Consider the following 24,456-nt stretch of genomic DNA (forward strand, 5'->3'; position numbering starts at 1 on the left):
TGCGCCTTGTCTGACCTTCGTGCTGGCTTGGTGCAAAAACTCCTTCTATATCGAGTACGGATTGTGTCGCGAATTGGACATTGTCTAATAAATTCCCTGCTGCTGGGTCTCCACCTGCGGCACTGACCGAGCGGAATTGGAAGCGCGTTGTCGTTTGGCCTTCTGGAATCGTGTATTCACCTGTATATAGTCCCCATGTCCCTTTATCATCCACCATTTCAGCTTGTTGCGTCATTGGACCATCAGGGGCTCCGAATTCAACCACCGCTGTGTCTACCCCGTAGCGTCCTTTATGGTATACTTGCCAGCGTACTTTTACGCCTGGTGTCGTAGGGATATCTTGATATAACGCACTAACTTCATTCGCATTTAATTCTGCCCATTGGTTTCCTGAGATAGATGGACTACTTTTGGATAAGCCGTTTTCTTGAATTTCAATAAGGTTATCGCTCGCAGTGGTTCTCCAACCGGGTACGCTATTCGCATCAAAAACATCCCAGTGAGATTTCGCTGTCACGACAGGGTTTTCAAAGTCACCGTTTACAAGCGCTATGACTTGTGTTTGCGCTTCTTGTGTTGATACTGCTTTCACTTTCTCTATGTGTGCTTCACTCATTGGGGAGATAATTATACTACTTATTAAAAGTACTGTCGCCGTTGCTGAGACGCATTTAGTAACTGCATTACGTTTCTCTGACATTTCATTTCCTCATTTCTAAATAATAGATTGCATGCTTTGCACATATCAATCAAGTATTTCCCCTCTAATAGCTTAAGTGTATAGCGAAGCATTCTTTATTACTATACGCTTTTTTATACATCGTTCATGTTTTTTCTACACATTTGCTGGCCTTTATTTTGACATTTTTGACACATACTTCGTCAAGATATATTTATAACAGCAGGCTTTCATGCAAAAAAGAACCCTCGATATAGCTTTTATCAAGGATTCTTTTCGTACAAAAATTTATTTTTGTTCTCTGTCTTCGAAATCTTGCTCTGGCATTGGATGTTCGCCGAAATGTTCTGGTCCCATACCGCCACGCATTTCGTCAAAACCAGGACGTCCTTCTGCGAATCTTGGATCACCATGACCACGACGACGGAAACCTCCAAAGCCCTCACGTCCAAAACTAGGACGGCCAGGTCTTCCATGCATACGAGGGTCCATGAAATCAGGGTTTCCTTCTGGCATATCAGCTAATTGTTTTTCTAACTCATCTATGACGCGTTGCATATAATCATATAAATTATTTTGTTCTTCTTCATTTAATACGTCAAACAAGTTACTACTGTCATATTCAGTTTCTTGCGCTTGTTCCGCTACTTCTGCGCCAGCTTCTGTTAACTTTACATTCATCACACGGCGATCAGCTTCTGATGGTTCACGCGTAATGTAGTCGCTACGTTCTAGTTTTGATAATAGTTCACCCAATGATTGGCCACGCATATCTAACAAAAAAGCTAATTCTTTTTGCGTGATTTCAGGTTTCATTTTTAAAAGTGCAAGGACACGGCCTTGTCCTCTATACGGATTTCCTAATGGGCCGAAGCTGCGAAGTTTACTGTTTTGATAGCTGTGTAGTAAGCGATTGAATTGGATAAATTGTTTCATTAAATTGAATTTGTTCTCTGTCATTTTTAATTCCTCCAATGTATTCATATAATAGAAAGGTACCTTCATTTATTATTATAAAGGTACCTTTCTATTATGTCAAGCTTTTATTCAGCTATCGTCATTTTATCACTTTGATAAGCACAGTGTCTTTTATACCGCGATCATGTGTTTTTGCGATTATTGTCGCTGTTCCCACTGCTTTTCCAGTAATTCTTCCTTTTGCATCAACTACTGCTATTTTCGGATTAGAAGTTGTCCAACTGATGCCTTTGTTGGATGCAATACTTGGAGTGATTGTAGCAATCATTTGGAAGCTTGTGTTTTTCTTGATATAGATACCACTACGATTTAGCGTCATCCCAGAAACTGGATAGGCTGGACCGAGCACAACTGACATGCTTGCTCCTGGTTTGGAGGTAACCCGGAATGAGAAATTAGGATACGCACCATTACTTAGCCGATTCGATGGTTTCGTTCGGTTGTTCAGATAAATTTGCTGTGTTTTACCTCTTGAACCTTTGCCAACATAATACAGCGCATCGGACTTCAGTGTTGAACTACTGTTCAGTTGTGAATAGCCTGCAATGCCTTGATTCGCTTCAAGCATTGTGACCAGCTGCTTTCCGACCGTTTGGTTACCGCCGTAATTCGTATTCACACGATAAACCGCAAGCCCGCCTTTAAAAAACTTTACTAGCAAGCGCCTTATCAAAACCGATAAACTGTCGATTTTCGATTAAAAAGTATTCTTTCGGAGAACTTGTATTGATTCGCAAAATGGTGCTTCCAGCATAGAGTTTTTGTGTCGAAGTAACCGTTGTGTTCACCACTTTTGGAGTCATAGCTCCGATTTTCATTTTGGAATAGGCGTCTAGTGAAATGGGCGTTTGACCTGGATAACTATCTCCTGCCGCGATTCCCCACGCACCTTTAGCCATCAAGCTAAAAGTTCCGAGACCACTTCCAGTTCCGCTTGTATTATATAAATCTACCAAACCTAAATCGTGTCCAAATTCATGTGCAATAACGCCAATCGTTGCCATGTGTGTGCCATGCATTTCACCAAATTGTGTATATGTGAGAAAAGTTTTCCCGTCCAATTTTGGTGTAATGTTAAAAGCCATTCCCCACATATGACCCCAGACAGAAGGCGTAACACTAGAATAGGCTCGCTCTTGCCCTCCCACGATGGTCATAATATGCAACTCACTCGCTTCAATCCGACCATTTTTATTCGTGTCATATTGCGCGAAATTAACGTATGGATTGGCTGCCGTTAAAGCATCTCGTACGATGTATTGATTTCGCGTATCAATCGCGATAGCTGTTCTTGGATGATTTCTATTTAGTTTCACTTTTACGATACCATTGTTTGCTGTGCCGTAGGTCTCTTTTGCTGGGTTCAGAATCCGTTTGCCGTTCGTTGCTTGCGCGTAATAAAGCCGCACAGATTTACTAGTTGCGCTAAATATTTTTTGATTCCAGCTAGCTTCCGTTTGCTTAATTGTGCTGTCCTTGAAACTTACTAAAATAACTAAAACTCGATTCGTCGTTGTCATTGCATTCACTTTTGGCGTAGTAGTTGCTGGTGTTTGTACTGGTAGTGATGACCCGTTTGGATATTTGTTAACCGTAACAGGGGTTGTACTTGCTGCCTTTAAAGTATCTGCGGAACTTGCTGTGGCTATCATTACAACACATATCGATAGAGCCATCATGACTATCAGCACTATTCTCCTAAGAAAAAAGCGCATGATTGGTTCCTCCTTAACTTTGGCTAAATACACTATTCTCCCGTTTGTAATTAATACCCATCTAAAAAAAATGATAAACGCTGCATTACAGTTGAGCAATTAAAAAACCCCCCCCTAAAAAGGAAGGCATAATATACTAGTACCTACTTAATTCTGTTCTCGGTGTTTGAATAATCACTGGTTTTTTCTTAGGATCTAGCCATTTTAAAATTTTGACTACATTGGCTTGGCTTGTCCCGGTGCAACCCATCGTATAACTGCTTGACACATGGAAGAAGATTGCCGAACCCCATCCTGGTTTTCTAAGTGCATTATAGTTGATGACAAACGCATAATTATAGGCAGACTGATACAATTTTTCAGCAGATTTCCAGCGATTGTTAACAGGCAGCACTTGCCATGAATTGTATAGTTTAGACTTCACATCGTCTACCCAAACATCTCGTGTTGATGTTTTGCGATAAGGCATTTTCGTTACAGGATTGTTATAACGACCGAATGCGGTACCAATGGAGAATTTTCCGCGAGGACTTTCCACTACCGTTTCCCGCATTGTTTTCGCAAAACCGTCACGGCCAATATAGCCATACATCAGCGCCTTGCGTTGCCACACGCCTTTACTATCCCGCTCAAAGGTCTGAATCATTGCTTTGTTCGACTTATAGCCAGGCGTCGTCACTAAAATCAACTGCTTGTTCGCCCCCACAGTTTTAAACCGTTGAGCATCATTCGTTGCTGCATCCGCTTTCCCACTAACAGCGAAAATAACTCCGAATGCTAGAAAAACAATGCCAATACTCCAAAATACTTTTTTCACGCTAAATTCCCCCTTACTATCTTTATAGAATTCCACGTTTTTAGTGCTTCAAACATTATTAAAATTTTTTGTGATACAATCTAGGCGTTGCTTTTAATGTTAAATCAACTTTTCTCAGACAAACTAGCCACGCATGGAGCAATAGTCTCAAGAAATTGGAATGCTAAAAACGCCAGCAATGAACGCCATTTCTCGCAAGCCGCAGAAAGAGCACGATAACTTCCCTTCAAAGAAGAAGGGCTCCATATTACATTAAGAAACTACGGCGAAACCTCGGACTACTATTCGATGTTTCACCGTAGTTTCTTATTTTTACAAAAAAACACTACCAGCCAAAAAGCCAATAGCGTTTCTTATTTACTATAACCGAACTACATAAAAACTATATTGTAGTCTCCAAACCTCAGCGTGTCGACAAATGCCCAGATCCTAGGCAAGGAGCTTTTAACGACGGAGGTGGGCGTTTGTCGACACGCTGATTTATTATACTGCTTGGTCTCCGCTGAATTGACTGTTATACAAATCAGCATAGAAGCCATGTTCGTCAAGCAATTCTTTATGTGTGCCTTGTTCAATAACATTTCCGTGATTCATTACTAGAATTAAATCAGCATCGCGAATCGTTGATAGACGGTGGGCAATAACAAAGCTTGTGCGCCCTTCCATCAAGTTCCCCATTGCTAATTGAATATTTAACTCTGTACGCGTATCAACGCTTGATGTCGCTTCGTCCAAAATCAAAATGCTTGGATCCGACAAAATCGCACGCGCAATCGTAAGCAATTGTTTTTGCCCTTGAGAAATGTTAGAGCCTTCTTCATTAAGCACGGTATCATAGCCTTCTGGTAAACGTCGAATGAAATCATCTGCATAGGCTGCTTTTGCGGCTTCGATAACTTCTTCCGTTGTTGCACCATCGCGACCGTACGCAATATTTTCTGCAATCGTACCATTAAATAACCATGTATCTTGAAGTACCATTCCGAATTTATCACGGACACCATTCTTCGTCATGTCACGTGTATCCACTCCGCCGAGACGAATACTACCGCCATCCACGTCATAAAAACGCATCAACAAGTTAATAATCGTTGTTTTACCAGCACCTGTTGGCCCTACAATCGCAACCATTTGACCTTCCTTCACATCGATATTCAAATCGTGCATTAACGGTTTATCAGGAGTATAGCCGAATTTCACGTGGTCGAAAACGATACGATCTTGCTCTGCATCGCGGTGTTCGATAACTTCTGGAATCACATCTGCTTCTTCCTTCTCATCTAACACTTCGAAAATACGTTCCGCAGAAGCCATCGTTGATTGAATGATATTCGAGATATTGGCAACACTAGAAATCGGTTGGGAGAACAGTTGCACATATTGCGTAAATGCTTGAATATCCCCAACTTGTAGCGTACCATTCGTTACAAAAATACCACCACCGACACAGACTGCTACATAACCTAAGTTACCAACAAATTGCATTAATGGCATCATAATCCCTGAAATAAACTGGGCTTTTTTAGCTGCCGTATAGTAATCTTTATTTACAACATCAAAAGTCGCAAGCGTCTTCTTCTCTTGTCCAAACGCTTTAATAATCGTATGTCCGCCAAACGTTTCTTCGACATGATCGTTTAGAACGCCGAGATTTTTTTGTTGGGCACCGAAGTATTTTTGTGAGCGGCTGGCTACAATCATTACAAGTATAATACTTAACGGCACTGTTGCCACAACGATTAGCGTCATCTGCCAACTAATAGTTAGCATCATGATTAAGACGCCGACAATTTGTACAATCGCTGTAATTGCTTGCGTTAACGCTTGTTGTAAGGTGTTGGCGATATTATCCATGTCATTTACTGCACGACTTAGGATATCACCGTTTGAACGCGTATCGTAATAGCGAAGCGGCAAGCGCGCCATCTTCTCTTTCAATTCCTTACGCATATCATAAACCGTCCGTTGTGCCACACTTGACATCACATATTGTTGCAAGAAGCTAAACAACGAACTACCCAAATAAAGCATCAAAACAATAAATAAAATATCGAAAATCTTATCATAGTTAATTCCGGCTGGCGTCATTACACCTTTGAAAATTTCGGTGGTCGCTTTTCCGAGTTCTTTCGGGCTAAAAATATTGAATATCGTTGACAAAATCGCGAGAATCAGCACTGCAAAAAGCGAGATAGCGCGCGGTTTCATGTAACCTAACAAACGAAACAGGGACTTTTTAAAATCTTTTGGTTTAGCGGTCGGAATTACTGCTCTTCCGCCGTGTCCACCTGATCCTGGTCCTGGACTCATGCTATCTCCTCCTCTGACAGTTGTGACCTCATAATTTCTTGATAGATTGTATTATTTTCTTTTAGTTCATCATGTGTACCAATGCCGGCAATTTTACCTTCATTAAGTACGATAATCTGGTCAGAATCCACTACAGATGTGATACGTTGCGCTACAATAATCGTAATCGCATCACTTGTTTCTGGTTTCAAAGCAGCTCGCAATAACGAGTCCGTTTTAAAATCAAGCGCAGAAAAACTATCGTCAAAAATATAGATTTGCGGTTTGCGAATTAAGGCACGCGCGATGGCTAATCGTTGTTTTTGCCCACCAGAGAAATTGTTCCCGCCTTGCTCCACACGACTGTGTATGCCGTCCGCCATTTTGGAAACAAAGTCTTCAGCTTGTGCGGTGCGCAGTCCAGCCCAGATTTCCTCATCGGTTGCATCTTCATTTCCGTAACGCATATTTTCCGCAATGTCACCTGTAAATAGCATTGCTTTTTGAGGTACGAGACCGACTTTCATTCGTAAATCAGCCTGTGTCATTTCCTTCACATCAATTCCATTGACACGAACAGCTCCAGTAGCCACATCGTAAAAGCGCGGAATCATATTAATCAATGTTGATTTCCCAGCTCCCGTACTACCAATGATTGCAATCGTCTCGCCAGCACTTGCTTTAAAAGAAATATCCTCAATAACAGCTTTTTCGGCACCTTCATAAAGGAATGACGCTCTGTCAAATTCCAATGTCACTGGCGCTTTCGCATCTTTGGCATCTTTAGGATCATGAATTTCAGTATCCATTTCCAAAACTTCATTGATACGTTCTGCTGACGCTGCAGCACGCGGAATCATAATGAATACCGCAGAAACCATCATAAAGGCAATCATGATTTGTGTGGCATATTGAATAAACGCCATCAAATCACCGACTTGCATACTTCCATCACCAACGAATTTAGCACCAATCCATATAATGGCGATTGTTGTCAAATTCATGATTAGCATCATCATCGGGCTCATTAACGAAAGCAGTCTGTTAACGCCAATCGCTGTTTTTGCATAATCCTCATTGGATGCGTCGAATTTCTTAAGCTCATCATCACCACGGTTAAATGCGCGAATAACACGAATCCCCGTCAAACCTTCCCGGATAACACGATTTAGCTTATCCATTTTCTTTTGTAGCGATTTAAACATCGGCATTGCTTTACCACCAAGTAATACCACTAGAAGTAGCAAAATCGGCAATACCACCACAAAAATAAGTGACAGCTTGGCATCTTTACCGACTGCCATAATCACGCCACCAATTAACATAATCGGTGCCATCACCATCATACGTAACATCATGTACAACACGTTTTGAATTTGTACAACATCATTTGTAGAACGCGTAATTAATGACGCCGTTCCGACCTTATCGAATTCCTGCAACGAAAAATTCTCCACTCGGCTAAAAATTCCATCACGTAAATCGCGACCGAATCCCATCGAAATGTGCGATGCATAGTACACAATGATAACAGATAACAGACCTGACGCACCTGATATCAGTAGCATTTGTAAGCCTACTTTCCATATGTAGTCTGTATCACCTACTGCCACACCTTTGTCGATAATATCTGCCATCAATGTTGGTAAATAAAGCTGGCCGATAACTTGCAGAAATGTCAGTACTAGAACTAGTACTATGCCCCATTTATAGGCACCCATTCGCTTCAACAATTTCATCATAATGTTGCTTATACCTCCTTGCTCTCAGCTTTTTTGTTGAGATATTCTGTAAGCTTGTCGAGTAGCGCAATTAATCTCTCCATTTCTTCTTTACCCAAAAAAGAGGTCATATCCTCAAAATTCTTGTGAAAAGTTTCGATTATTTTCGCTACTACTTCTTCTCCCCGCGCTGTAAGCTGAATATATGCGGCTCTTTTGTCCTCTGGATCTTGGGTACGAATGATAAAGCCTCTTTCTTCCAAAGCGTTCATCTGCTGTGTCACGCTCGGTTTGGACACTCTTAAGATAGCTGTTACATCTGCTACTTTCATACCAAGATCGTGCTTATGGCGCCGCAAGCCATGGTGTAACATAAATAGGAAACGTGTCTCGGAACGCTTTAAACCAGGCACTTTAAAATTTTGCATTTCTGCTCGTTTAAAGTTGGCAAATGCTCTTACAACCGATTGACCTAAATCTTCCTCTGGATTATGCACAACCTCTAGCCTCCCTTTTTATTTAGTTTACTTAATTAAGTATATTCTTTCTACCTATAAAGTCAAGCAAAAACAGCTCCCAGCATTTACTGCCAGAAGCTGCTCATTATATTATCATTAATACGCTGTCCAACCTGCATCCGCTGTTATTACTGTACCATTCACGAAACTAGAATCATTTGAACCTAAGAATAAAGCGACTTTCGCGATTTCCGAAGCTTCACCGACACGTGGATTTGTACCCATACCAATCATCGCCCGCTCTTGACCGAATTTATCTGGTGCGTAGATTGTCGTTCCGATATTTGTATTAACGGCCCCTGGCGCAATCGCGTTACAACGAATATTTTTGTTTGCGTATTGGAATCCAACGTTCTTCGTAAAACCAACAACAGCATGTTTGGAAGCTGTGTACGCTGCGCCGGCGCGTGAACCAAATAAGCCACCAGCAGATGCGATATTTACTATCACACCATGTCCTTGTTTTTCAAAAATGCTAATTGCTTTTCGTGTTATCCGCATAACACCCGTTGTATTAATCGCAAAAACACGATCCCACAGTTCATCTGTTACTTCTCCTGCAGGAACGAAATTATCCATAATTCCCGCATTATTTACTAGTATATCAAGTGTTCCGTAAGTTTCTACGGCTTTATCAATCATCGCTTGGACATCTTCTTCTTTCATTACATTCGCAACGACTGCTAAGGCTTCCCCATTGTTCGCTTTAATTTCGTCAACAGTTTTTTGCGCTTCTTCTAATTGAATATCTGCGACAACCACTTTCGCGCCTTCTTTTGCGTAAATTTCCGCGATTTGACGACCCATTCCAGATGCTGCACCAGTTATTACTGCTACTTTTCCAGCTAATTTACTCATGATTTACTCCTCCTTCAAATTCATTGCGCAAGGATACAATTATCCTATGCCTCATAGTATAGCCCTCTAAATAGTGCCTTTCAATCAGCAATGAAAGCGCTTTTTGTTGATTTAGCATCACTTTTGCGGTATATGTATACTAACTTCAAAAAAGGACGTGAAAAAAATGAATCTGCCTAAAGCTGATCGTCGTATCAAAAAAACGAAAGCATCGTTCGCAAACGCCCTATTGACACTTCTCGATGAAAAAGACTTCAAGAAAATTACCGTCACAGATATTGTTACCCGTGCAGACGTCAATCGTGGCACCTTTTACAAACATTACCAAGAAAAAGAAGATTTGCTGAACGAAATCATTTCAAACGTACTGCTAAGCCTTGAAATAGCCTATCAAGATCCTTATACAAAAAAAGAGCATTTCTCCGTAGAAACCCTCACCCCGTCTATGGTCAAAATTTTCGATCACGTCTATGCACATCAATTATTCTATAAGCATGCCATTCAAAATAAATTGCAGCCTGGATTTCAAAACCAGCTCTGCGACGTGATTCGCCGAATTGCTCTGCGAGACTTCTTCACCGTCTTGCAAAAATCACCAGCCAATCCCGAACTTCATGCGAGCTATCAAGCCCACGCTATCTTCGGCCTAATTGTATACTGGGTACAGCATGATTTTGCCTACTCACCGGCGTACATGTCTGAGCAATTACTTCAGATTATCCATGCCGATACTTCATTTACTTTTTAGTATTTGTTACAGTTCGGTATCATTTACTGATTCGTCTATACTTTTAACTAAGCCCTACCTTATAATAGAGTTATTATGATGGAGATACCCAGATTCCATTAACATCACGGTTTATTAATCGCTTTATGGAAAGGAGCGGGTCCTATGGAAAAAAGTCAAACAACAACAAAATTAAGCTTATTTTCACTAGCATGGCCAATTTTTATTGAACAGTTTTTGCGGGTGATGATCAGTTATGTTACGGTTTTTATGTTGGGGCACTATTCAGATGATGCCGTTGCAGCGACTGGGGTTGCCAATCAGATTTTGGTGATTTCAGTGATTATGTTTGCCTTCATTAGTGTTGGTGTGCAGATTTTAGTGGCGCAAATGATTGGCGCTCGGAAACACGGTTTGATTGAACAAGTTATTACGAATGGGATTGTATTCTCGGTTGTTATTGGCGCTATTGTAAGTCTTATCTTCCTGTTTTTATCCACCCAATTTTTGACATGGATGGGACTTAATCCACATTTAGTAGAAGTTGGCACACCATTTTTAGAAATTATCGGGGGGACTTCGATTTTAACCGCAATTCCGTATGCTATTATGCCGATTTTACGGACCCATGGACATGTTCGCCAAGCAATGTATATTCCAGTTGTGGCTGGACTCATCACAGTAATTGGTAATTATCTTGTTTTATACGGACCGCTTTCCTATTTGGATTTAGGCGTGACAGGCGTTGGTATTGCAACGGTGGTTGGGAATATAGTCGCCATCTTTTTATCGATTTGGTTATTGCATCGCCATGTCGATTATCGTTTTCAATGGCATAAGTTCAAGGATTTATCGCGTCGAACGATGTATTCCATTTTGCGGTTGGGGCTTCCTTCGGCCGGAGAAAACATGTCTTACGCTGGCTCACAGCTCATTGTTACGGCAATCATTGCCTTAATGGGAACCGATGCCCTGACCACAAAAGTATATGCCTCCACCGTCAGCCAATTCGTCGCCTTATTCGCGATTTCTATTGGTCAAGCCTCACAAATCATTATTGGCCGCGCGGTTGGTGCAAAAGAAGTAGATCGTGCTTATAAACAAGGTTTCCGTAGTTGGCGAATTGGTTTAATTATTGCCGTTACTGTAAGTATTTTGATCTATATTTTCTCAGAACCGATTATGCATTTATTTACATCCAATGAGAACATTATCGCAATGACAAAACAACTTTTCTTACTATCAATCTTTTTAGAAATTGGTAGATCCACGAATATTATCATTATTAGCAGTTTAAATTCGACTGGAGACGTGCGTTTCCCGTTCATTGTCGGGATTATCGTTATGTGGATTGTCAGCCTCCCATTCTCCTATGCGCTTGGAATTACAGCAGGTATGGGGCTTGTCGGCGTTTGGCTGGCCTATATTATTGACGAAGGTCTCCGCGGATGCCTCATGGTTTATAGGTGGCGCTCGAAAGTCTGGTCGCTAAAATCGGTTTTATAACGTCTTTTGCTGGGTGCATGAAAGAGCCTGGGGCATAACCCAAATAAATCGGCGACAAGCGCTCGCATTGTTGAGGCTGTTCGAAGAAACCGAGTTACAGCCTCAATATGCCTACGAATTTACGAGTAGGCGTTCCATCAGGATTCAGACGGCGAGTTCCAAGCGGTTCTGCTACACTAAAGCTACGCTTAACTTCTCGCATGGTCGGGGATACAACTCCCTCCCTGCTTTCAGTCATCACATACACCAGTACGCTCCGCTTTGTTGGGACTGTTCGAAGTACTGAGTTACAGTCCCAATATAAGCACGAACAAAGAGAGTGGTTAATCCTCTCCGACTGTTCGAAGCACTGAGTTACAGTCCCAATATAAGCGTGAACAACGTCAACGGTTATTCCTTTCCAAAACCCCTGAATTCAAACGCTTTCGCTCGATTTGTGTAAAGCAAAATTTTTCGTCTTACCCAAAGTAAATGGCTCGGCGGTTTTGCTTTATCTTGCGTTTTGTTCCAACCTCTTGTTAATTCACTTCAATCATGTCATACGAACCGGTTTGACGAGTGACTACAAGCTCAGAACCGCCCCCACCGCCTGTTCGTTTCATTTCCCGATGAAAGTCACGGTGCTGCTTCATCCAGACTGTAAACTCCTCCTTGGACGCCCAGCGTGACACGTTCATTACCGTCGACTTGCTCATTCCTTCTTTCAGCCAAACTTCATACCCTAAAAAGCCTTCAAACTCAGACATTTCTTCGCGATGATGCGCGACAGATTGCAACATTTTCTCCTTATTACTCGTTTCAAACTCAATACTCACTGTTTCAATATGCATAACGCCACCCACTCTCCTTAACTGATAATCATTATCAATTATGTTTTCTTTATTCTAATTGATACGCCTTCTCATTGTCAACTATTTAATACAGCATTTTCTATACAAATATGGCATTTTGAGTTAGAATGAAGGTGACATATCCTATAAAAAATAGATTGGAGTGACTTAAAATATGTTAATTAAAAACCTCTGCATCCCAAAAATCAACTTAACGACCATTACTGAGACTGCAAGCACTTAAAGAAACACTTGATATTTTAGAGCAGTCAGGTTACCGTTGCATCCCTGTGTTAGATGATAGAGGCGAGAAGTTTATCGGGAACATCTACAAAATGCATATTTATCGCCACGCAGCAAACGGCGGAAGCCTTAGCGAACCTGTAACAAGTCTTATTAAAAACCAAACGAAATTTATTAGCATTAATTCTTCTTTTTTCGAAGTTTTCTTCACTATAAAAGAACTACCATATATCGCGGTTATTAACGACCAAGGCGAATTTTACGGTATTTTAACGCATGGTAAATTGCTTGGTGTGCTACAAGATGCTTGGAATGTCGATTCAGGAAGCTACGTGCTGACAATTGCTACCGGCGAAGTTCCAGGTTCTTTAACAAAAATCACGAAAATCATCGACAAACACACAACAATCGCCAGCTTAATCACAATGGACTCGCAAGCAGAAGACTACATTCGCCGCGTTCTTGTAACACTTCCAGCTGGTATTTCCGAGGAAGACAAGAATAGTATTGTTTCGAATTTGGAACGTAAAGGCCTACGTGTCATCGAAGTCGAGCATCTGAAATTACCAAAGAAATAAAGCAGCAAGCTGGATGTTTTTATCCAGCTTTTTTCATTGCATTTTCCCTACTCGAAAAATGTTTTTAAAAACCTCTTGAATATTCATTCGTTTACATCTATAATTATCTTATTGAGAATAGTTTTCAATTACAGGAGGTTTACGGATGAAAAAGAAAAAATTCACGGCACTTCTTCTCGTTGTTCTAACATTAGGCTTGGCACTGGCTGCATGTGGTGGCGGTTCAAATAGTTCAAGCGATGACGAGGCGAAACAAGAAGATAAAGCACGCACACTAACAGATGCACTTGATCGCAAAGTAGAAGTTCCAGCAACACCGAAGAAAATCGTAGCGATTCAGAACGCTGGCGAACTTTACGCGTTGGATATTAAACCAGTTGCAACAACAGATTACTACATGGGGATTTATCCTGACTTCTTAAAAGGTGTAGAAAATATCGGTGGTGACAAACCAAATATCGAAAAAATCGCAGCATTAAAACCAGATTTAATCATCATCTCCGATTATCAAAAAGACATGTTGACTAATTTGGAAAAAATCGCACCCGTTTACACAACTAAATTTGGCGTAACACCAGATGAACAATTAACAGACGTCGCCAATCTAGTAAATGCCAAAGATGCTGAAAAAACATACCAAGAGAAATACGCGAAAGAAACCGAAGAAGCTAAAGCAACGTTGAAAAAAGACGGCATTGAAAATCAAAAAGCCGCTGTTGTCCAATTCTGGGGCAAAGAAACGTATATCCATGACCCAATCGTATTCGGTGGTCTATACGACGCTGGTTTCACACCAACCGAAGCCGCTAAAAAGAATACCGAAACAAAAGCCATCTCAACTGAAGCAGTTCCCGCCTATGTTAGCGATGCAGATCAATTCTTTATTTTAACTCCAGAAGGTAAAACCACAGACGACGTTAGCACATTGCTTTCAACCATTTGGAAAGACATCCCAGCTGTTAAAGCAGGCCATGTCTATCTTGTCGATAATGATAAATGGAGCAACTACACAGCGCCATCTAGGGAATACCAAATGCAAGACGCTATCGATAAAATCACGAAGAAATAACAACAAAACAGGATTTACTGCGCCCCTGAACGTAGTAAATCCTGTTTTTTAATGATTCAGCAACTCATAAATATGATTATTCACTTTGCCGAATGATTTTATATTATTTTGGATGTTAGAAAGTAGCACAACACATGTCTTGCCACTATGGCTAAAGCTATTCGACACATTCCAACCACTTAGCACACCATGGCTATTATAACTCCCTGGGTCAGCATAAAAACCCATACCGTAACCCGAAGAACTTCCAGCTGTAAACATCTTCTCAAAACTCGTATCATTAATCAGTTTGCGACCTGACAAAGCTCGGTCAAATAAATACATATCTGTTGCCGACATATACATATCACCACAACCATAAAGCTGAGATAAGTCAGGCAAGTACGGCGTTTTATACGTACCATCTTTCTTCATACTGTAACCTACTGACGGCTCTTTCTCCTTATCAAATGTCGTATACATACCCGAATGTGTCATCCCCGCAGGTTTGAAAATATTGTTTTGCAGGTAATTAATTAATTTCTCACCACTTAATTGTTCGACAATATAGCCTAAAACACTATAATTCGAATCTTGATAATCCCATTTACCTGGCTGCCGCTTAATGCCTTGCGCCTCAATATCTTTCACCAATTCAGCTGGACTAATCTTCGCGTTTTCTTCCGTGTGACCGACAATACCCGACGTATGATTTAATAAGTTTTTCAATGTAATTGTGTTGCCATTCGGAAAATCTGGCAAATAATGTGATACTGGATCAGAGACTTGCAGTTTCCCGCGCTCTTCCAACTGCAAAATCGCCGTTGCAATCAGTGCTTTCTGAGAAGAACCGATATAGTAGACCGTGTCCGGCGTATTCGCAATATCCTTCTCTCGGTTCGCAAGCCCATAACCTTTATTCAGCACAATTTTGCCTTCTCGATAAACCAATGCCGTGCCACTAAATCCGATACTTTCTAAATAATTATTAATTTCTTCATTTGCTACTATGGTCTTCGTTTTTGGCTCTGAAGGTTTCGCAGGAGCTTTTGCTGGAGGCTTATTCGTCGTCTTCTTTTCGGTTGCCGCTGACTTATTCTCCAAATCCTCTGGTGTGATCCATTTCACAACAATAAAAATACTTGCCAACAATAAAAAAATCAAAACTACACCAACATAAAAATCACGTTTTCGTTTTTTGCGCCGTTTGGAGGAGCGACTTGTTTTTGGAATTGCCATGTATTATCCTCATTTCTAAAATATTGCTCGCTTACCCCCCACACAATTCCCCAATTGAATAGTATATAACAACTATAGTAGTCGATTTTCGCTCGATTTGCAAATTAATATTTTGTATATGACAAATTTGGTGTTAGAATATAGCTACATCCAAGTTTATACCGCATTTTAACAGGGTATCATTATTACGTATGCACAAAAAGAAATAAGAGAAAGAAGGAGATTAGAGTTATGGTACAAATCACAAAAGGTAAATTTGATGGTTTACAAAGACTTTCCAATGATAAAGGTATTATCGCAGCGCTCGCAATTGACCAACGCGGTTCTTTAAAGAAAATGATTCAAGAAGCAAAAGGTTCTGAGAGCGATAAAGACGTAGAAGACTTCAAACAACTCGTTTCCGAAGAGTTAACGCCTTACGCATCGGCTATTCTTTTAGATATTCAGTACGGTACTCCTGCAATTAAAGCACGTCATGAGAATTGTGGGTTGCTAACTTCTTATGAAAAAACAGGATATGATGCAACAACTCCTGGTAAATTACCAGATTTAATTGCTGACTTATCTGCTTTACGCATTAAAGAAAATGGCGGCGATGCAGTGAAAATTTTGGTGTACTATGATCCAGACGAACCTGCTGAAATCAATGAAATCAAATATGCGTTCTTAGAGCGTATCGGTGCAGAGTGCCGCGAAGTAGATATTCCGTTCTTCCTTGAGCCAATTACGTACGATGCTACAGTAACAGATTCAGCAAGCGCAGAATATGCCAAACTGAAACCTGCGAAAGTTAAAGCATCCATTAAAGAATTCTCTAAACCACGTTATGGCGTGGATGTACTTAAACTAGAAGTTCCTGTTAACTTTAAATATGTAGAAGGCTTTGCAGAAGGCGAAACCGTTTATACGAAAGAAGAAGCTGGACGCCATTTTGAAGAATGTTCCGATTTAAGTCCGCTTCCATTCATTTATTTAAGCGCTGGCGTAACGGCCGAACTTTTCCATAAAACAATCGCATTTGCCAATGAGCATAACGTACAATATAGCGGCGTACTTTGCGGGCGTGCAACATGGAAAGATGGTATTGAAGTATACGGCAAACAAGGTGACGACGCATTGCGCGAATGGTTGCGCACACAGGGCAAAGAAAACATCACTTCCTTGGACGAACTATTAAACACCGGTGCTTCCCCTTGGTGGTCAAAATACGGCTCATTTGAAGACATACACGTTGTAGAAAAGCATTAATCCAGAGCAGTATGAAAAACAGAACTAGTTTCCGCTAGTTCTGTTTTTTTTGAACCCTCTTAAAAGTTCAATTCGTTGTAGTTAGCAACTTACTTCGTTAGCTATATTATAAGATAGCTATTCTTTTTTTACTATGGATAAAGCGTGAACGTTTTGAGGTATTTCGCTTGCAGATAACGCTTTCAGCTACTAGAAATGGTGATTTCGTGATTTTTCATAATCAGACCGAAAAAATGCCTTTTCCCACAAGTGAGAAAAGGCATTTTTGATTTGTAAATATTAACGTTTTGAGAACTGAGGTGCACGACGAGCGCCTTTAAGTCCTGGTTTCTTACGTTCTTTCATACGTGGGTCACGAGTTAATAGACCTGCGCGTTTTAGTGGAGAACGGTAGTCTGGTGCTACTTGTAGCAATGCACGTGAAATACCGTGACGGATTGCTCCAGCTTGACCAGTGTAACCACCACCATGTACGTTTACTAATACATCGTAGTTACCTAAAGTTTCTGTTGCAACTAAAGGTTGTTTAATAACTTCGCGAAGAGCCGCGAATGGAATGTAATCTTCCCAATCTCTATTGTTAATAACAACTTTGCCATCGCCTGGTACTAAACGTACACGAGCTACTGAGCTTTTACGACGACCTGTTCCATAATATTGTACTTGAGCCACTTTGCTTTCCCTCCTCTTCTAATTATCCGCGTAATTGATACACTTCTGGTTGTTGCGCAGCATGTTCGTGCTCAGCACCACCATAAACGTGTAATTTTTTGAATAGTTGACGTCCTAGCGAGTTCTTTGGAAGCATTCCTTTTACAGAAAGTTCGATTAGTCTCTCAGGATTGTTCGTACGTAGGTCACCCGCTGTACGTGATTTCAAACCGCCTGGATATTGAGAGTGACGGTAGTAGATTTTGTCAGTTGCTTTCTTACCAGTTAAACCAACTTTACCTGCATTAATAATAATTACGAAGTCCCCAGTATCAACATGAGGAGTAAATTGTGGCTTTGTTTTACCACGCAAGATTGAAGCGACTTCACTAGATAAACGACCAAGTGAAACACCCTCTGCGTCAATAACATACCATTTACGTTCTACTTCGCCTGGTTTTGCCATATAAGTTGTACGCATAATTTTCCCTCCTAAATTTAAGAAAAATGCGATCTGTAAACCGTTCCATAGCCCACAATCCGCTTTTCGATCTTTACATTTTCATTGTTCTATTCAACACAACAAACTTTCCGGGGCTTATTGTGGGGCAAACAATACCATAGTCAATAATACAGTTTTTACACGCAAAAGTCAATGCGATTAAGAAAAAAAATTTCAAAATACTAATCGTAGTAAACTTCCCACAAAAACAGGCCTTGCGGTGAAGCGGTTTTGGCACCTTTTGTCCGATCTTGCGCTTCTAAATTTTCTTTCACTTGCGCGATACTTAGACGTCTATTACCAACGTCTAGCAATGTCCCAACTAAAATCCGCACCATGTTGTATAAAAAGCCATTTCCTTTAAAAGAAAACGTCAATGTATCGCCGTCTTCTATTATATCAATCGCATAAATTGTCCGCACTTTGTCTTCCCGACCAGAACCTGCCGCGCAAAAACTAGTAAAATCATGTTCTCCCGTCAATACATCCGCCGCTTCACGCATCTTCGCTATATCTAAAGCAAATGGATAATGTAGCGCAAAACGCCGTGCAAAGGGATCAAAAACCGGCGAACGATTCACAAAATAACGATATTCCTTCCCAGTTGTACCGAATCGCGCATGGAAATCCGATACCACTTCCTCCACCGAAACAAAACTAATATCGTAAGGCGTATATGTTTGCAATGCCTTACGATATTTATCAGGTGGAATAAGAAGCGGCGAATCGAAATGAATGACTTGCCCTTTTGCATGAACTCCTGTATCCGTGCGACCAGAACCCACGATTTTGATAGGCGTTCCTTTATGCATGCGTTGTAGCGCTTTTTCGATTTCTTCTTGTACCGTACGTCCGTTTGGCTGAATTTGATAACCTACAAAATCCGTACCGTCATATTGAATTATCGCCTTAAATCGTTTCATTTTCCATACCTCACTTATGTCCGTAGCCAGAATAACAACGCCGTAACAATGAGCATCATCACTAACAAAAACGTATCTGAAAAGCGCCATGATAGCAGTCTGAATTTTGTTCGGCCTTTACCGCCACGATAACCGCGCGCTTCCATGGCTATCGCTAAATCCTCTGCCCGTTTAAAAGCACTGATAAACAATGGCACGAGTAGTGGCACAATAGCCTTCATCCGTTCCTTAATCGGACCACTCGAAAATTCCACACCACGGGCTTTCTGCGCCTTCATAATTTTTTCAGTTTCATCCATTAATGTTGGAATAAAACGTAGCGCAATACTTAGCATTAACGCCAATTCATGGACCGGAAAGCGAACATAGCGCAATAATGCTAGCATACTTTCAATTCCATCAGTCAACTCAATCGGGCTTGTCGTAAGCGTAAGTAATGTCGTCATAAAAATAATCAACACAAAACGCGCAAAAATCATCGCCCCGTTCATCAATCCAAGGCTGGTGATGTGAATCGGTCCCCACTCAAAATAAGTTGTCCCACCTTGCGTAAAAAAAACTTGCAATAACAGCGTCAAAATAATCAACCAAAACACTGGCTGCAATCCTTTTATAAAAAACATGAAAGGCACACGCGATGCAAACAACAAGCTGAGTACAAAAACAAACAGCAGCGCATACGTCACCCAATTATTCGCCAAAAACACAATCACGATAAAATACATCACAGCAGTAATTTTGGCACGAGGATCTAACCGGTGTAGCCATGACTCCCCGGGAATAAAGCGGCCGAGAATCATCTTATCCATCATCCTCCAGCCACGCCCTTCCCAAGAAGCGGCACCATTTCACCTACTAATTCATCAATTGTCAAACACGTCTTCCCTAAAGTCACCGCAAACCGCTGTTCAAATCGTCGTTGAAAATGTACCACGTCTGGAACCGAAAGCCCGAGTTCCGTTAATTTATCAGGATTACTAAAAGTTTCACGTGGAGTAGCAATTTTTTCCACCGTTCCACCTTTCATCAAGACAATTTTTTCGGCATATGTCGCGGCATCTTCCATGCTATGCGTTACCAACACCGTTGTGAGTCCTTTTGACTTGTGCAAGTTCGCAAACATTTCCATAATTTCATGGCGTCCGTTCGGGTCAAGCCCCGCAGTCGGTTCATCCAACACCAAAACCTCCGGATCCATCGCCAAAACGCCAGCAATCGCCACGCGACGCATTTGACCACCAGAAAGTTCAAACGGCGAACGCATCAAAATCTCCTCTGTTAAACCCACTTCAACAATGACTTGGCGAGCTCTTGCCTTCGCTTCTTCCTCTGACACACCAAAATTAAGCGGCCCAAAACAAATATCTTTTTCCACCGTTTCTTCAAATAATTGCGCCTCCGGGAATTGAAATACAATGCCAACTCGTTTACGAATATCGCGTAATCCTTTTTGCTTTTCGCCAGCTTTGATTACACGGCCTCCTAACGTTACAACCCCTTCTGTCGGAGTTAACAGTGCATTTAAATGCTGCAACAGCGTAGACTTTCCCGAACCAGTGTGACCAATAATCGCCGTATAGCTTCCCGAATCAAGCGAAACATTGACATCTTGAAGTGCCCGAGTCTCAAAGGGTGAATTTTTTTGATAACAATAACCTACTTGTTCAAATGTAATGTCCATAATTGCTCCATCAGTGCCCCTTCCACCAAGCTTCGGTCCGCAAGCGGAATTCCGGCAAGTTCTATTTTTTCCTGTAATGACATAATAAACGGCACACCTAAACCAATTCTTCGCATCTCTTGCGCCTGTTCAAAAATTTCTTTCGGCGTTCCTTCTAAGTGGCGCGTTCCCTGATTCATTACAATCACTCGATCCGCCAAAACCACTTCATCCAAATCATGCGTAATCGAAATGACCGTAATCGCCTCGCGTTCCCGCATCACTCGAATCGTCTCCATCACCTCAGCCCTGCCACGCGGGTCAAGCATTGAAGTTGCCTCATCCAATATAATAACATCTGGTTGCAATGCAAGCACCCCAGCAATCGCTACACGCTGTTTTTGTCCACCCGAAAGGCGCGATGGCTCATGTAATGCATATTTCTTCATCCCAACCTCATCAAGTGCTCTTTCAACACGCTCCACCATAAGCTCATGCGGGACACCATGATTCTCCAAGCCAAATGCCACATCATCCTGCACTGTCGCACCAACAAACTGATTATCAGGATTTTGAAAAACCATACCAACTTGCTTTCTAATATCCCAAATTGTTTTTTCCCCTAATTTAAAATGACCAATTTTCACCATTCCGTCCGTTGGAAACAACAAACCGTTCAGCAATTTTGCAATCGTCGACTTACCAGAACCATTGTGCCCAACAATTGCAAGCCATTCTCCTTTTTCCACCGTGAAAGAAACATCCTTCACCGCAAAATCTGGCGCATCTTCATATTTATAACTCACGTGATCCAATTTCACAAAGTCATTCGACATCACGCACACCTCACTCTCACACGTTCCTACTTCTCTGCTTCATTATAGTATAAAAAAAGACCCCACGCAAAGAAAGATTTCTTCCATCCAAATTATAAGCCAAGTTACGTAAAAATCAACACACCATAGCTACAAACTTTCAGCATCCATGCAACAGCATAAAAGAAGCTCCAAAATCAAACATTTCAGCAAAAACTGTTCACAATATGTCCATGTACTTCGATTTCCAGAGATGCTATACTTTATCAAAGTACACTTAATAATCTTATTATTCATTGTTACTTCAAGAAACACAACTACTAAAGAAAGGAGAATATTTTAATGCATCCTGTGACAGAACAACACGTAATTTATGCAATGGATAAAAACACGAACCCAAGCATGAGAGTCGATAATGGCGCTGTAATAACAATCAACACACCTGATTGCTTTAACAATCAAATTAAATCCGAAAATCAGCCACTAAACCTCCTCAATTGGAAAGAAATGCATCCAGCGGCAGGTCCAATTTTTGTTAACGAAGCAGAACCTGGTGATATTTTGGCTGTTACAATAGAGAAAATTCAAATAATGGGGCATGCAACAATCCTTACCGCTCCAGGACTTGGCTTAATTGGCGATGAGCTAGAAGAACACGTCGTCCGCCACCTCCCAATTGTTAACAACAAACTTATTTTTTCAAAGAAAATGGCAATTCCCATCAAAAAAAGAATTGGCATCATTGGAACAGCACCATCTGGATTGTCCGTCCCATGTAGCCTCTCAGACACACACGGTGGTAACATTGGCTCCCAAGACATAAAAGAAGGCACAACACTATTCCTTCCCGTTAATGTCTCTGGCGCCCTCTTAGCACTTGGCAACATACACATAGCGCTAGCAGACGGCGAAGTATCTTTTTCCGGTGCTAGCATTCCAAGCCAAGTAACCGTACGCTTACAAGTCGTCAAAAATAAACAATGGCCGACACCAAGCCTTATCTGCGAAGATAAAATTATCACCATCGCATCCGCGCCAACACTTGACGAAGCAAGCATCATAGCAACTCGCAATATGACACAACTCCTAACAGCAACAACACACACATTGCGTTCAGAAGCTATCATGCTACTATCACTAGCTGGCGATTTACGAATCAGCCAAGTCAACAACAAGACCAAAGTAGCCCGTATGGAACTACCATTACACTACTGGTCTGAGAATCCGTTCTTATAACCACTTAAACACAATTACTACACAAACCTTCCCGTTTTCGTGTAATGATTGTGTTTTATTTTTATTCAAAAGAAACAGTTTGCAACTCTTTTTCAAGAAATCTCGCCAAGCGTTCCGCCTCCATCTTTACCCGTTTCTTATCACTCACGGATAAGCGCTCAAACAAATAACAAGTAAACGCAATGTTCTGCCCCTTAATCACATATCGCCACGTCCCTCTAATCTCCCCGTCAATCAAAATCACGGCTTCAATATGCCCCGCAGTCCGCCAAATTTCCCGCTCATACTTTAAATCTACAAACCACCCCTTATCCGCAAAACTCACAAACAAAGGATCAAATTTCCCTAACAATTTCACATCAGAAACAACATCCTGCCTTGCCAAATCCACATCCCCAACTGGCAAATAATATTGTTTTCCATTCACATCAAAGCGCTCCAAACGCTCCTCGTTCCCTCGAAAAGCCTCCATAAACACATAATTCGGCAACCCACTCCAATGCCTAAAATCCGCCAAAGTCGCCGGTCCATAACAAGCAAAATACCGATACAAAAAGTCCTCCATTGCCCCGACACAATCCCCCGTCCAACTATCCACCGACTCATTCGAAATCCACTTCCGATGCGCATAAAATAGCGTCTTAGGCCGTTCAGGAACCGCATAAATCCCACCTGTCAAAGAAGCCTCAATCAAAACTCCACCCCACGTCATCAATTTTTTGGCCTGTTCTCCAAGTAGCGCAGCAATCTCATCCTTCCTAACATAACGCTTCGTCCGCGCCAACCTATCAATCTTACCCAACACATCATCTAAATCAACACCAAGCTCCTCACAATGTTTCCTAACCCAGGTCCGTCTCGGCGCATAAATCGCATTCAAACTTTCCCATTCATCAACACCATACAAATGCACCGTCGTCCGTTGCCCCCACAACTTTATAAGCCCACCATCTGCGTACACCCGATTCAACCCGTCCAAAGTCACCCCTGATGACACCCGATGAAACAAACTAATCTCACCGAACTGCTGATACTGCGCCTGAATCCCGATCAACTTTTTCGCACATGCCTCCACAGAATCAAATCCATCTATCAATCCTGACTTCGCAATTCGAATATTCCTAATACCAACATTACTCAAATCTCTCATCCTAGTCCCCCATAACAAAAATAGCCTACAAATCATCAAGATTCATAGACTATTATAATTCATTTGCCCAGCAACGTTCTACTCTCACAAGGGGAAGCCCCTAACTACCATTGACGCTGAGAAGCTTAACTTCCGTGTTCGGGATGGGAACGGGTGTGACCTTCTCGCCATAATCACTAGACAAATGCATTCAATTAAGCTCCCAACCAGGCTTGAACTGGTGACCTCTTCCTTACCATGGAAGTGCTCTACCTACTGAGCTATGGAAGCAACAACTCAAGTATTCTGAAAAAAACCTGCACAAATAAAAATAAGGCTCCACAGGCAAGACTCGAACTTGCGACCGATCGGTTAACAGCCGATTGCTCTACCAACTGAGCTACTGTGGAATAATCATTGCCCGGCGACGACCTACTCTCACAGGGGGAAGCCCCCTACTACCATCGGCGCTGAAAAGCTTAACTTCCGTGTTCGGGATGGGGAACGGGTGTGACCTCTTCGCCATCATCACCAGACAATGTGATA

At 41.5% G+C, this 24,456-nt stretch carries 22 protein-coding genes, 2 tRNA genes, 2 rRNA genes and 2 pseudogenes; 6 read left to right on the plus strand and 22 right to left on the minus strand.

The annotated features are described in order from the left end of the window. The 9 genes and pseudogenes from PRIP_RS14860 to PRIP_RS14895 form a co-directional block, all read right to left on the minus strand. Positions 1 to 700, minus strand: a pseudogene (locus PRIP_RS14860) (hypothetical protein); the annotation flags it as partial. 267 nt (positions 701 to 967) lie between these two features. Next, complete coding sequence (locus PRIP_RS14865) at positions 968 to 1,639, minus strand: MarR family winged helix-turn-helix transcriptional regulator (RefSeq protein ID WP_077913046.1); 672 nt, start codon at positions 1,637 to 1,639, stop codon at positions 968 to 970. A 97-nt stretch (positions 1,640 to 1,736) separates the two neighbouring features. Next, on the minus strand, positions 1,737 to 2,318 hold the full coding sequence (locus PRIP_RS16505; protein WP_052008975.1) for an Ig-like domain-containing protein: 582 nt from the start codon (positions 2,316 to 2,318) through the stop codon (positions 1,737 to 1,739). After that, positions 2,299 to 3,372, minus strand: coding sequence for a M6 family metalloprotease domain-containing protein (locus PRIP_RS14870; protein ID WP_052008976.1), 1,074 nt, complete (start codon positions 3,370 to 3,372; stop codon positions 2,299 to 2,301). Before PRIP_RS14870 ends, PRIP_RS16505 begins: the two co-directional genes overlap by 20 nt. Positions 3,373 to 3,508: 136 nt before the next feature. Further along, entirely contained in the window at positions 3,509 to 4,189 is a 681-nt protein-coding gene (locus PRIP_RS14875; protein ID WP_052008977.1) for a L,D-transpeptidase family protein, read from the minus strand. A 483-nt stretch (positions 4,190 to 4,672) separates the two neighbouring features. After that, a complete protein-coding gene (locus PRIP_RS14880; RefSeq protein ID WP_036102176.1) occupies positions 4,673 to 6,499 on the minus strand; it encodes an ABC transporter ATP-binding protein in 1,827 nt (608 codons plus the stop codon). Beyond that, on the minus strand, positions 6,496 to 8,220 hold the full coding sequence (locus PRIP_RS14885; protein WP_036102178.1) for an ABC transporter ATP-binding protein: 1,725 nt from the start codon (positions 8,218 to 8,220) through the stop codon (positions 6,496 to 6,498). Before PRIP_RS14885 ends, PRIP_RS14880 begins: the two co-directional genes overlap by 4 nt. A gap of 8 nt (positions 8,221 to 8,228) precedes the next feature. Beyond that, the gene (locus PRIP_RS14890) at positions 8,229 to 8,696 is read right to left on the minus strand and encodes a MarR family winged helix-turn-helix transcriptional regulator (protein ID WP_036102180.1); all 468 of its coding nucleotides are present in this window, start codon (positions 8,694 to 8,696) and stop codon (positions 8,229 to 8,231) included. 117 nt (positions 8,697 to 8,813) lie between these two features. Continuing rightward, entirely contained in the window at positions 8,814 to 9,575 is a 762-nt protein-coding gene (locus tag PRIP_RS14895; RefSeq protein WP_036102181.1) for an SDR family oxidoreductase, read from the minus strand. A 166-nt stretch (positions 9,576 to 9,741) separates the two neighbouring features. Here PRIP_RS14895 and PRIP_RS14900 point away from each other — a divergent pair, with 166 nt between their 5' ends. Next, positions 9,742 to 10,323: a TetR/AcrR family transcriptional regulator gene (locus tag PRIP_RS14900; protein WP_036102182.1), complete on the plus strand. Its 582-nt coding sequence runs from the start codon at positions 9,742 to 9,744 to the stop codon at positions 10,321 to 10,323. A gap of 144 nt (positions 10,324 to 10,467) precedes the next feature. Beyond that, positions 10,468 to 11,808 (plus strand): MATE family efflux transporter, encoded by a 1,341-nt coding sequence (locus PRIP_RS14905; RefSeq protein WP_036102183.1) that lies wholly within the window; start codon positions 10,468 to 10,470, stop codon positions 11,806 to 11,808. Positions 11,809 to 12,326: 518 nt separating this feature from the next. Here PRIP_RS14905 and PRIP_RS14910 read toward each other — a convergent pair. Beyond that, complete coding sequence (locus PRIP_RS14910) at positions 12,327 to 12,638, minus strand: antibiotic biosynthesis monooxygenase (protein ID WP_036102185.1); 312 nt, start codon at positions 12,636 to 12,638, stop codon at positions 12,327 to 12,329. Between the two features lie 175 nt (positions 12,639 to 12,813). Here PRIP_RS14910 and cbpA point away from each other — a divergent pair. Both cbpA and PRIP_RS14920 read left to right on the plus strand, forming a co-directional pair. Next, positions 12,814 to 13,459: pseudogene (cbpA, locus tag PRIP_RS14915) on the plus strand (cyclic di-AMP binding protein CbpA). 145 nt (positions 13,460 to 13,604) lie between these two features. Continuing rightward, entirely contained in the window at positions 13,605 to 14,528 is a 924-nt protein-coding gene (locus PRIP_RS14920; RefSeq protein WP_036102187.1) for an ABC transporter substrate-binding protein, read from the plus strand. Positions 14,529 to 14,576: 48 nt separating this feature from the next. Here PRIP_RS14920 and PRIP_RS14925 read toward each other — a convergent pair whose 3' ends face one another. After that, complete coding sequence (locus PRIP_RS14925) at positions 14,577 to 15,746, minus strand: serine hydrolase domain-containing protein (RefSeq protein WP_036102189.1); 1,170 nt, start codon at positions 15,744 to 15,746, stop codon at positions 14,577 to 14,579. Between the two features lie 231 nt (positions 15,747 to 15,977). On the opposite strand from PRIP_RS14925, the gene PRIP_RS14930 reads away from it, so the two are divergent. Continuing rightward, positions 15,978 to 16,994 (plus strand): tagatose-bisphosphate aldolase, encoded by a 1,017-nt coding sequence (locus PRIP_RS14930; RefSeq protein ID WP_036102192.1) that lies wholly within the window; start codon positions 15,978 to 15,980, stop codon positions 16,992 to 16,994. Positions 16,995 to 17,273: 279 nt separating this feature from the next. Here PRIP_RS14930 and rpsI read toward each other — a convergent pair whose 3' ends face one another. The 6 genes from rpsI to PRIP_RS14960 form a co-directional block, all read right to left on the minus strand. Continuing rightward, a complete protein-coding gene (gene rpsI / locus PRIP_RS14935) occupies positions 17,274 to 17,666 on the minus strand; it encodes a 30S ribosomal protein S9 (protein WP_036084215.1) in 393 nt (130 codons plus the stop codon). 22 nt (positions 17,667 to 17,688) lie between these two features. Continuing rightward, the gene (rplM, locus tag PRIP_RS14940; protein ID WP_036084217.1) at positions 17,689 to 18,126 is read right to left on the minus strand and encodes a 50S ribosomal protein L13; all 438 of its coding nucleotides are present in this window, start codon (positions 18,124 to 18,126) and stop codon (positions 17,689 to 17,691) included. Positions 18,127 to 18,329: 203 nt separating this feature from the next. Further along, positions 18,330 to 19,070 carry a tRNA pseudouridine(38-40) synthase TruA gene (gene truA / locus PRIP_RS14945; RefSeq protein ID WP_036102195.1) on the minus strand — a complete coding sequence of 247 codons (741 nt, stop codon included), beginning with the start codon at positions 19,068 to 19,070 and terminating at the stop codon, positions 18,330 to 18,332. Positions 19,071 to 19,084: 14 nt separating this feature from the next. Continuing rightward, on the minus strand, positions 19,085 to 19,882 hold the full coding sequence (locus PRIP_RS14950) for an energy-coupling factor transporter transmembrane component T family protein (protein WP_036102197.1): 798 nt from the start codon (positions 19,880 to 19,882) through the stop codon (positions 19,085 to 19,087). Then, positions 19,879 to 20,751, minus strand: coding sequence for an energy-coupling factor ABC transporter ATP-binding protein (locus PRIP_RS14955; RefSeq protein ID WP_036102205.1), 873 nt, complete (start codon positions 20,749 to 20,751; stop codon positions 19,879 to 19,881). The genes PRIP_RS14950 and PRIP_RS14955 overlap by 4 nt, the downstream gene beginning before the upstream one ends. Continuing rightward, positions 20,727 to 21,566 carry an energy-coupling factor ABC transporter ATP-binding protein gene (locus PRIP_RS14960; RefSeq protein ID WP_036102207.1) on the minus strand — a complete coding sequence of 280 codons (840 nt, stop codon included), beginning with the start codon at positions 21,564 to 21,566 and terminating at the stop codon, positions 20,727 to 20,729. The genes PRIP_RS14955 and PRIP_RS14960 overlap by 25 nt, the downstream gene beginning before the upstream one ends. Before the next feature lie 321 nt (positions 21,567 to 21,887). Here PRIP_RS14960 and PRIP_RS14965 point away from each other — a divergent pair, with 321 nt between their 5' ends. Continuing rightward, positions 21,888 to 22,781 carry an acetamidase/formamidase family protein gene (locus PRIP_RS14965; protein WP_036102208.1) on the plus strand — a complete coding sequence of 298 codons (894 nt, stop codon included), beginning with the start codon at positions 21,888 to 21,890 and terminating at the stop codon, positions 22,779 to 22,781. Positions 22,782 to 22,842: 61 nt separating this feature from the next. On the opposite strand, the gene PRIP_RS14970 is transcribed toward PRIP_RS14965, so the two are convergent. From PRIP_RS14970 to rrf (PRIP_RS14990), 5 genes are all read right to left on the minus strand, one after another. Next, a complete protein-coding gene (locus PRIP_RS14970) occupies positions 22,843 to 23,931 on the minus strand; it encodes a winged helix DNA-binding domain-containing protein (protein ID WP_036102210.1) in 1,089 nt (362 codons plus the stop codon). Between the two features lie 65 nt (positions 23,932 to 23,996). Beyond that, positions 23,997 to 24,112 (minus strand): 5S ribosomal RNA (rrf, locus tag PRIP_RS14975). Positions 24,113 to 24,128: 16 nt separating this feature from the next. Beyond that, positions 24,129 to 24,201, minus strand: a tRNA-Thr gene (locus tag PRIP_RS14980). Positions 24,202 to 24,247: 46 nt separating this feature from the next. Beyond that, a tRNA-Asn gene (locus tag PRIP_RS14985) sits at positions 24,248 to 24,320 on the minus strand. 9 nt (positions 24,321 to 24,329) lie between these two features. Further along, positions 24,330 to 24,446, minus strand: a 5S ribosomal RNA gene (rrf, locus tag PRIP_RS14990). Between the last annotated feature and the right edge of the window lie 10 nt (positions 24,447 to 24,456).

The sequence above is a fragment of the Paenilisteria riparia FSL S10-1204 genome, from assembly GCF_000525995.1.
Taxonomy (GTDB): domain Bacteria; phylum Bacillota; class Bacilli; order Lactobacillales; family Listeriaceae; genus Listeria_A; species Listeria_A riparia.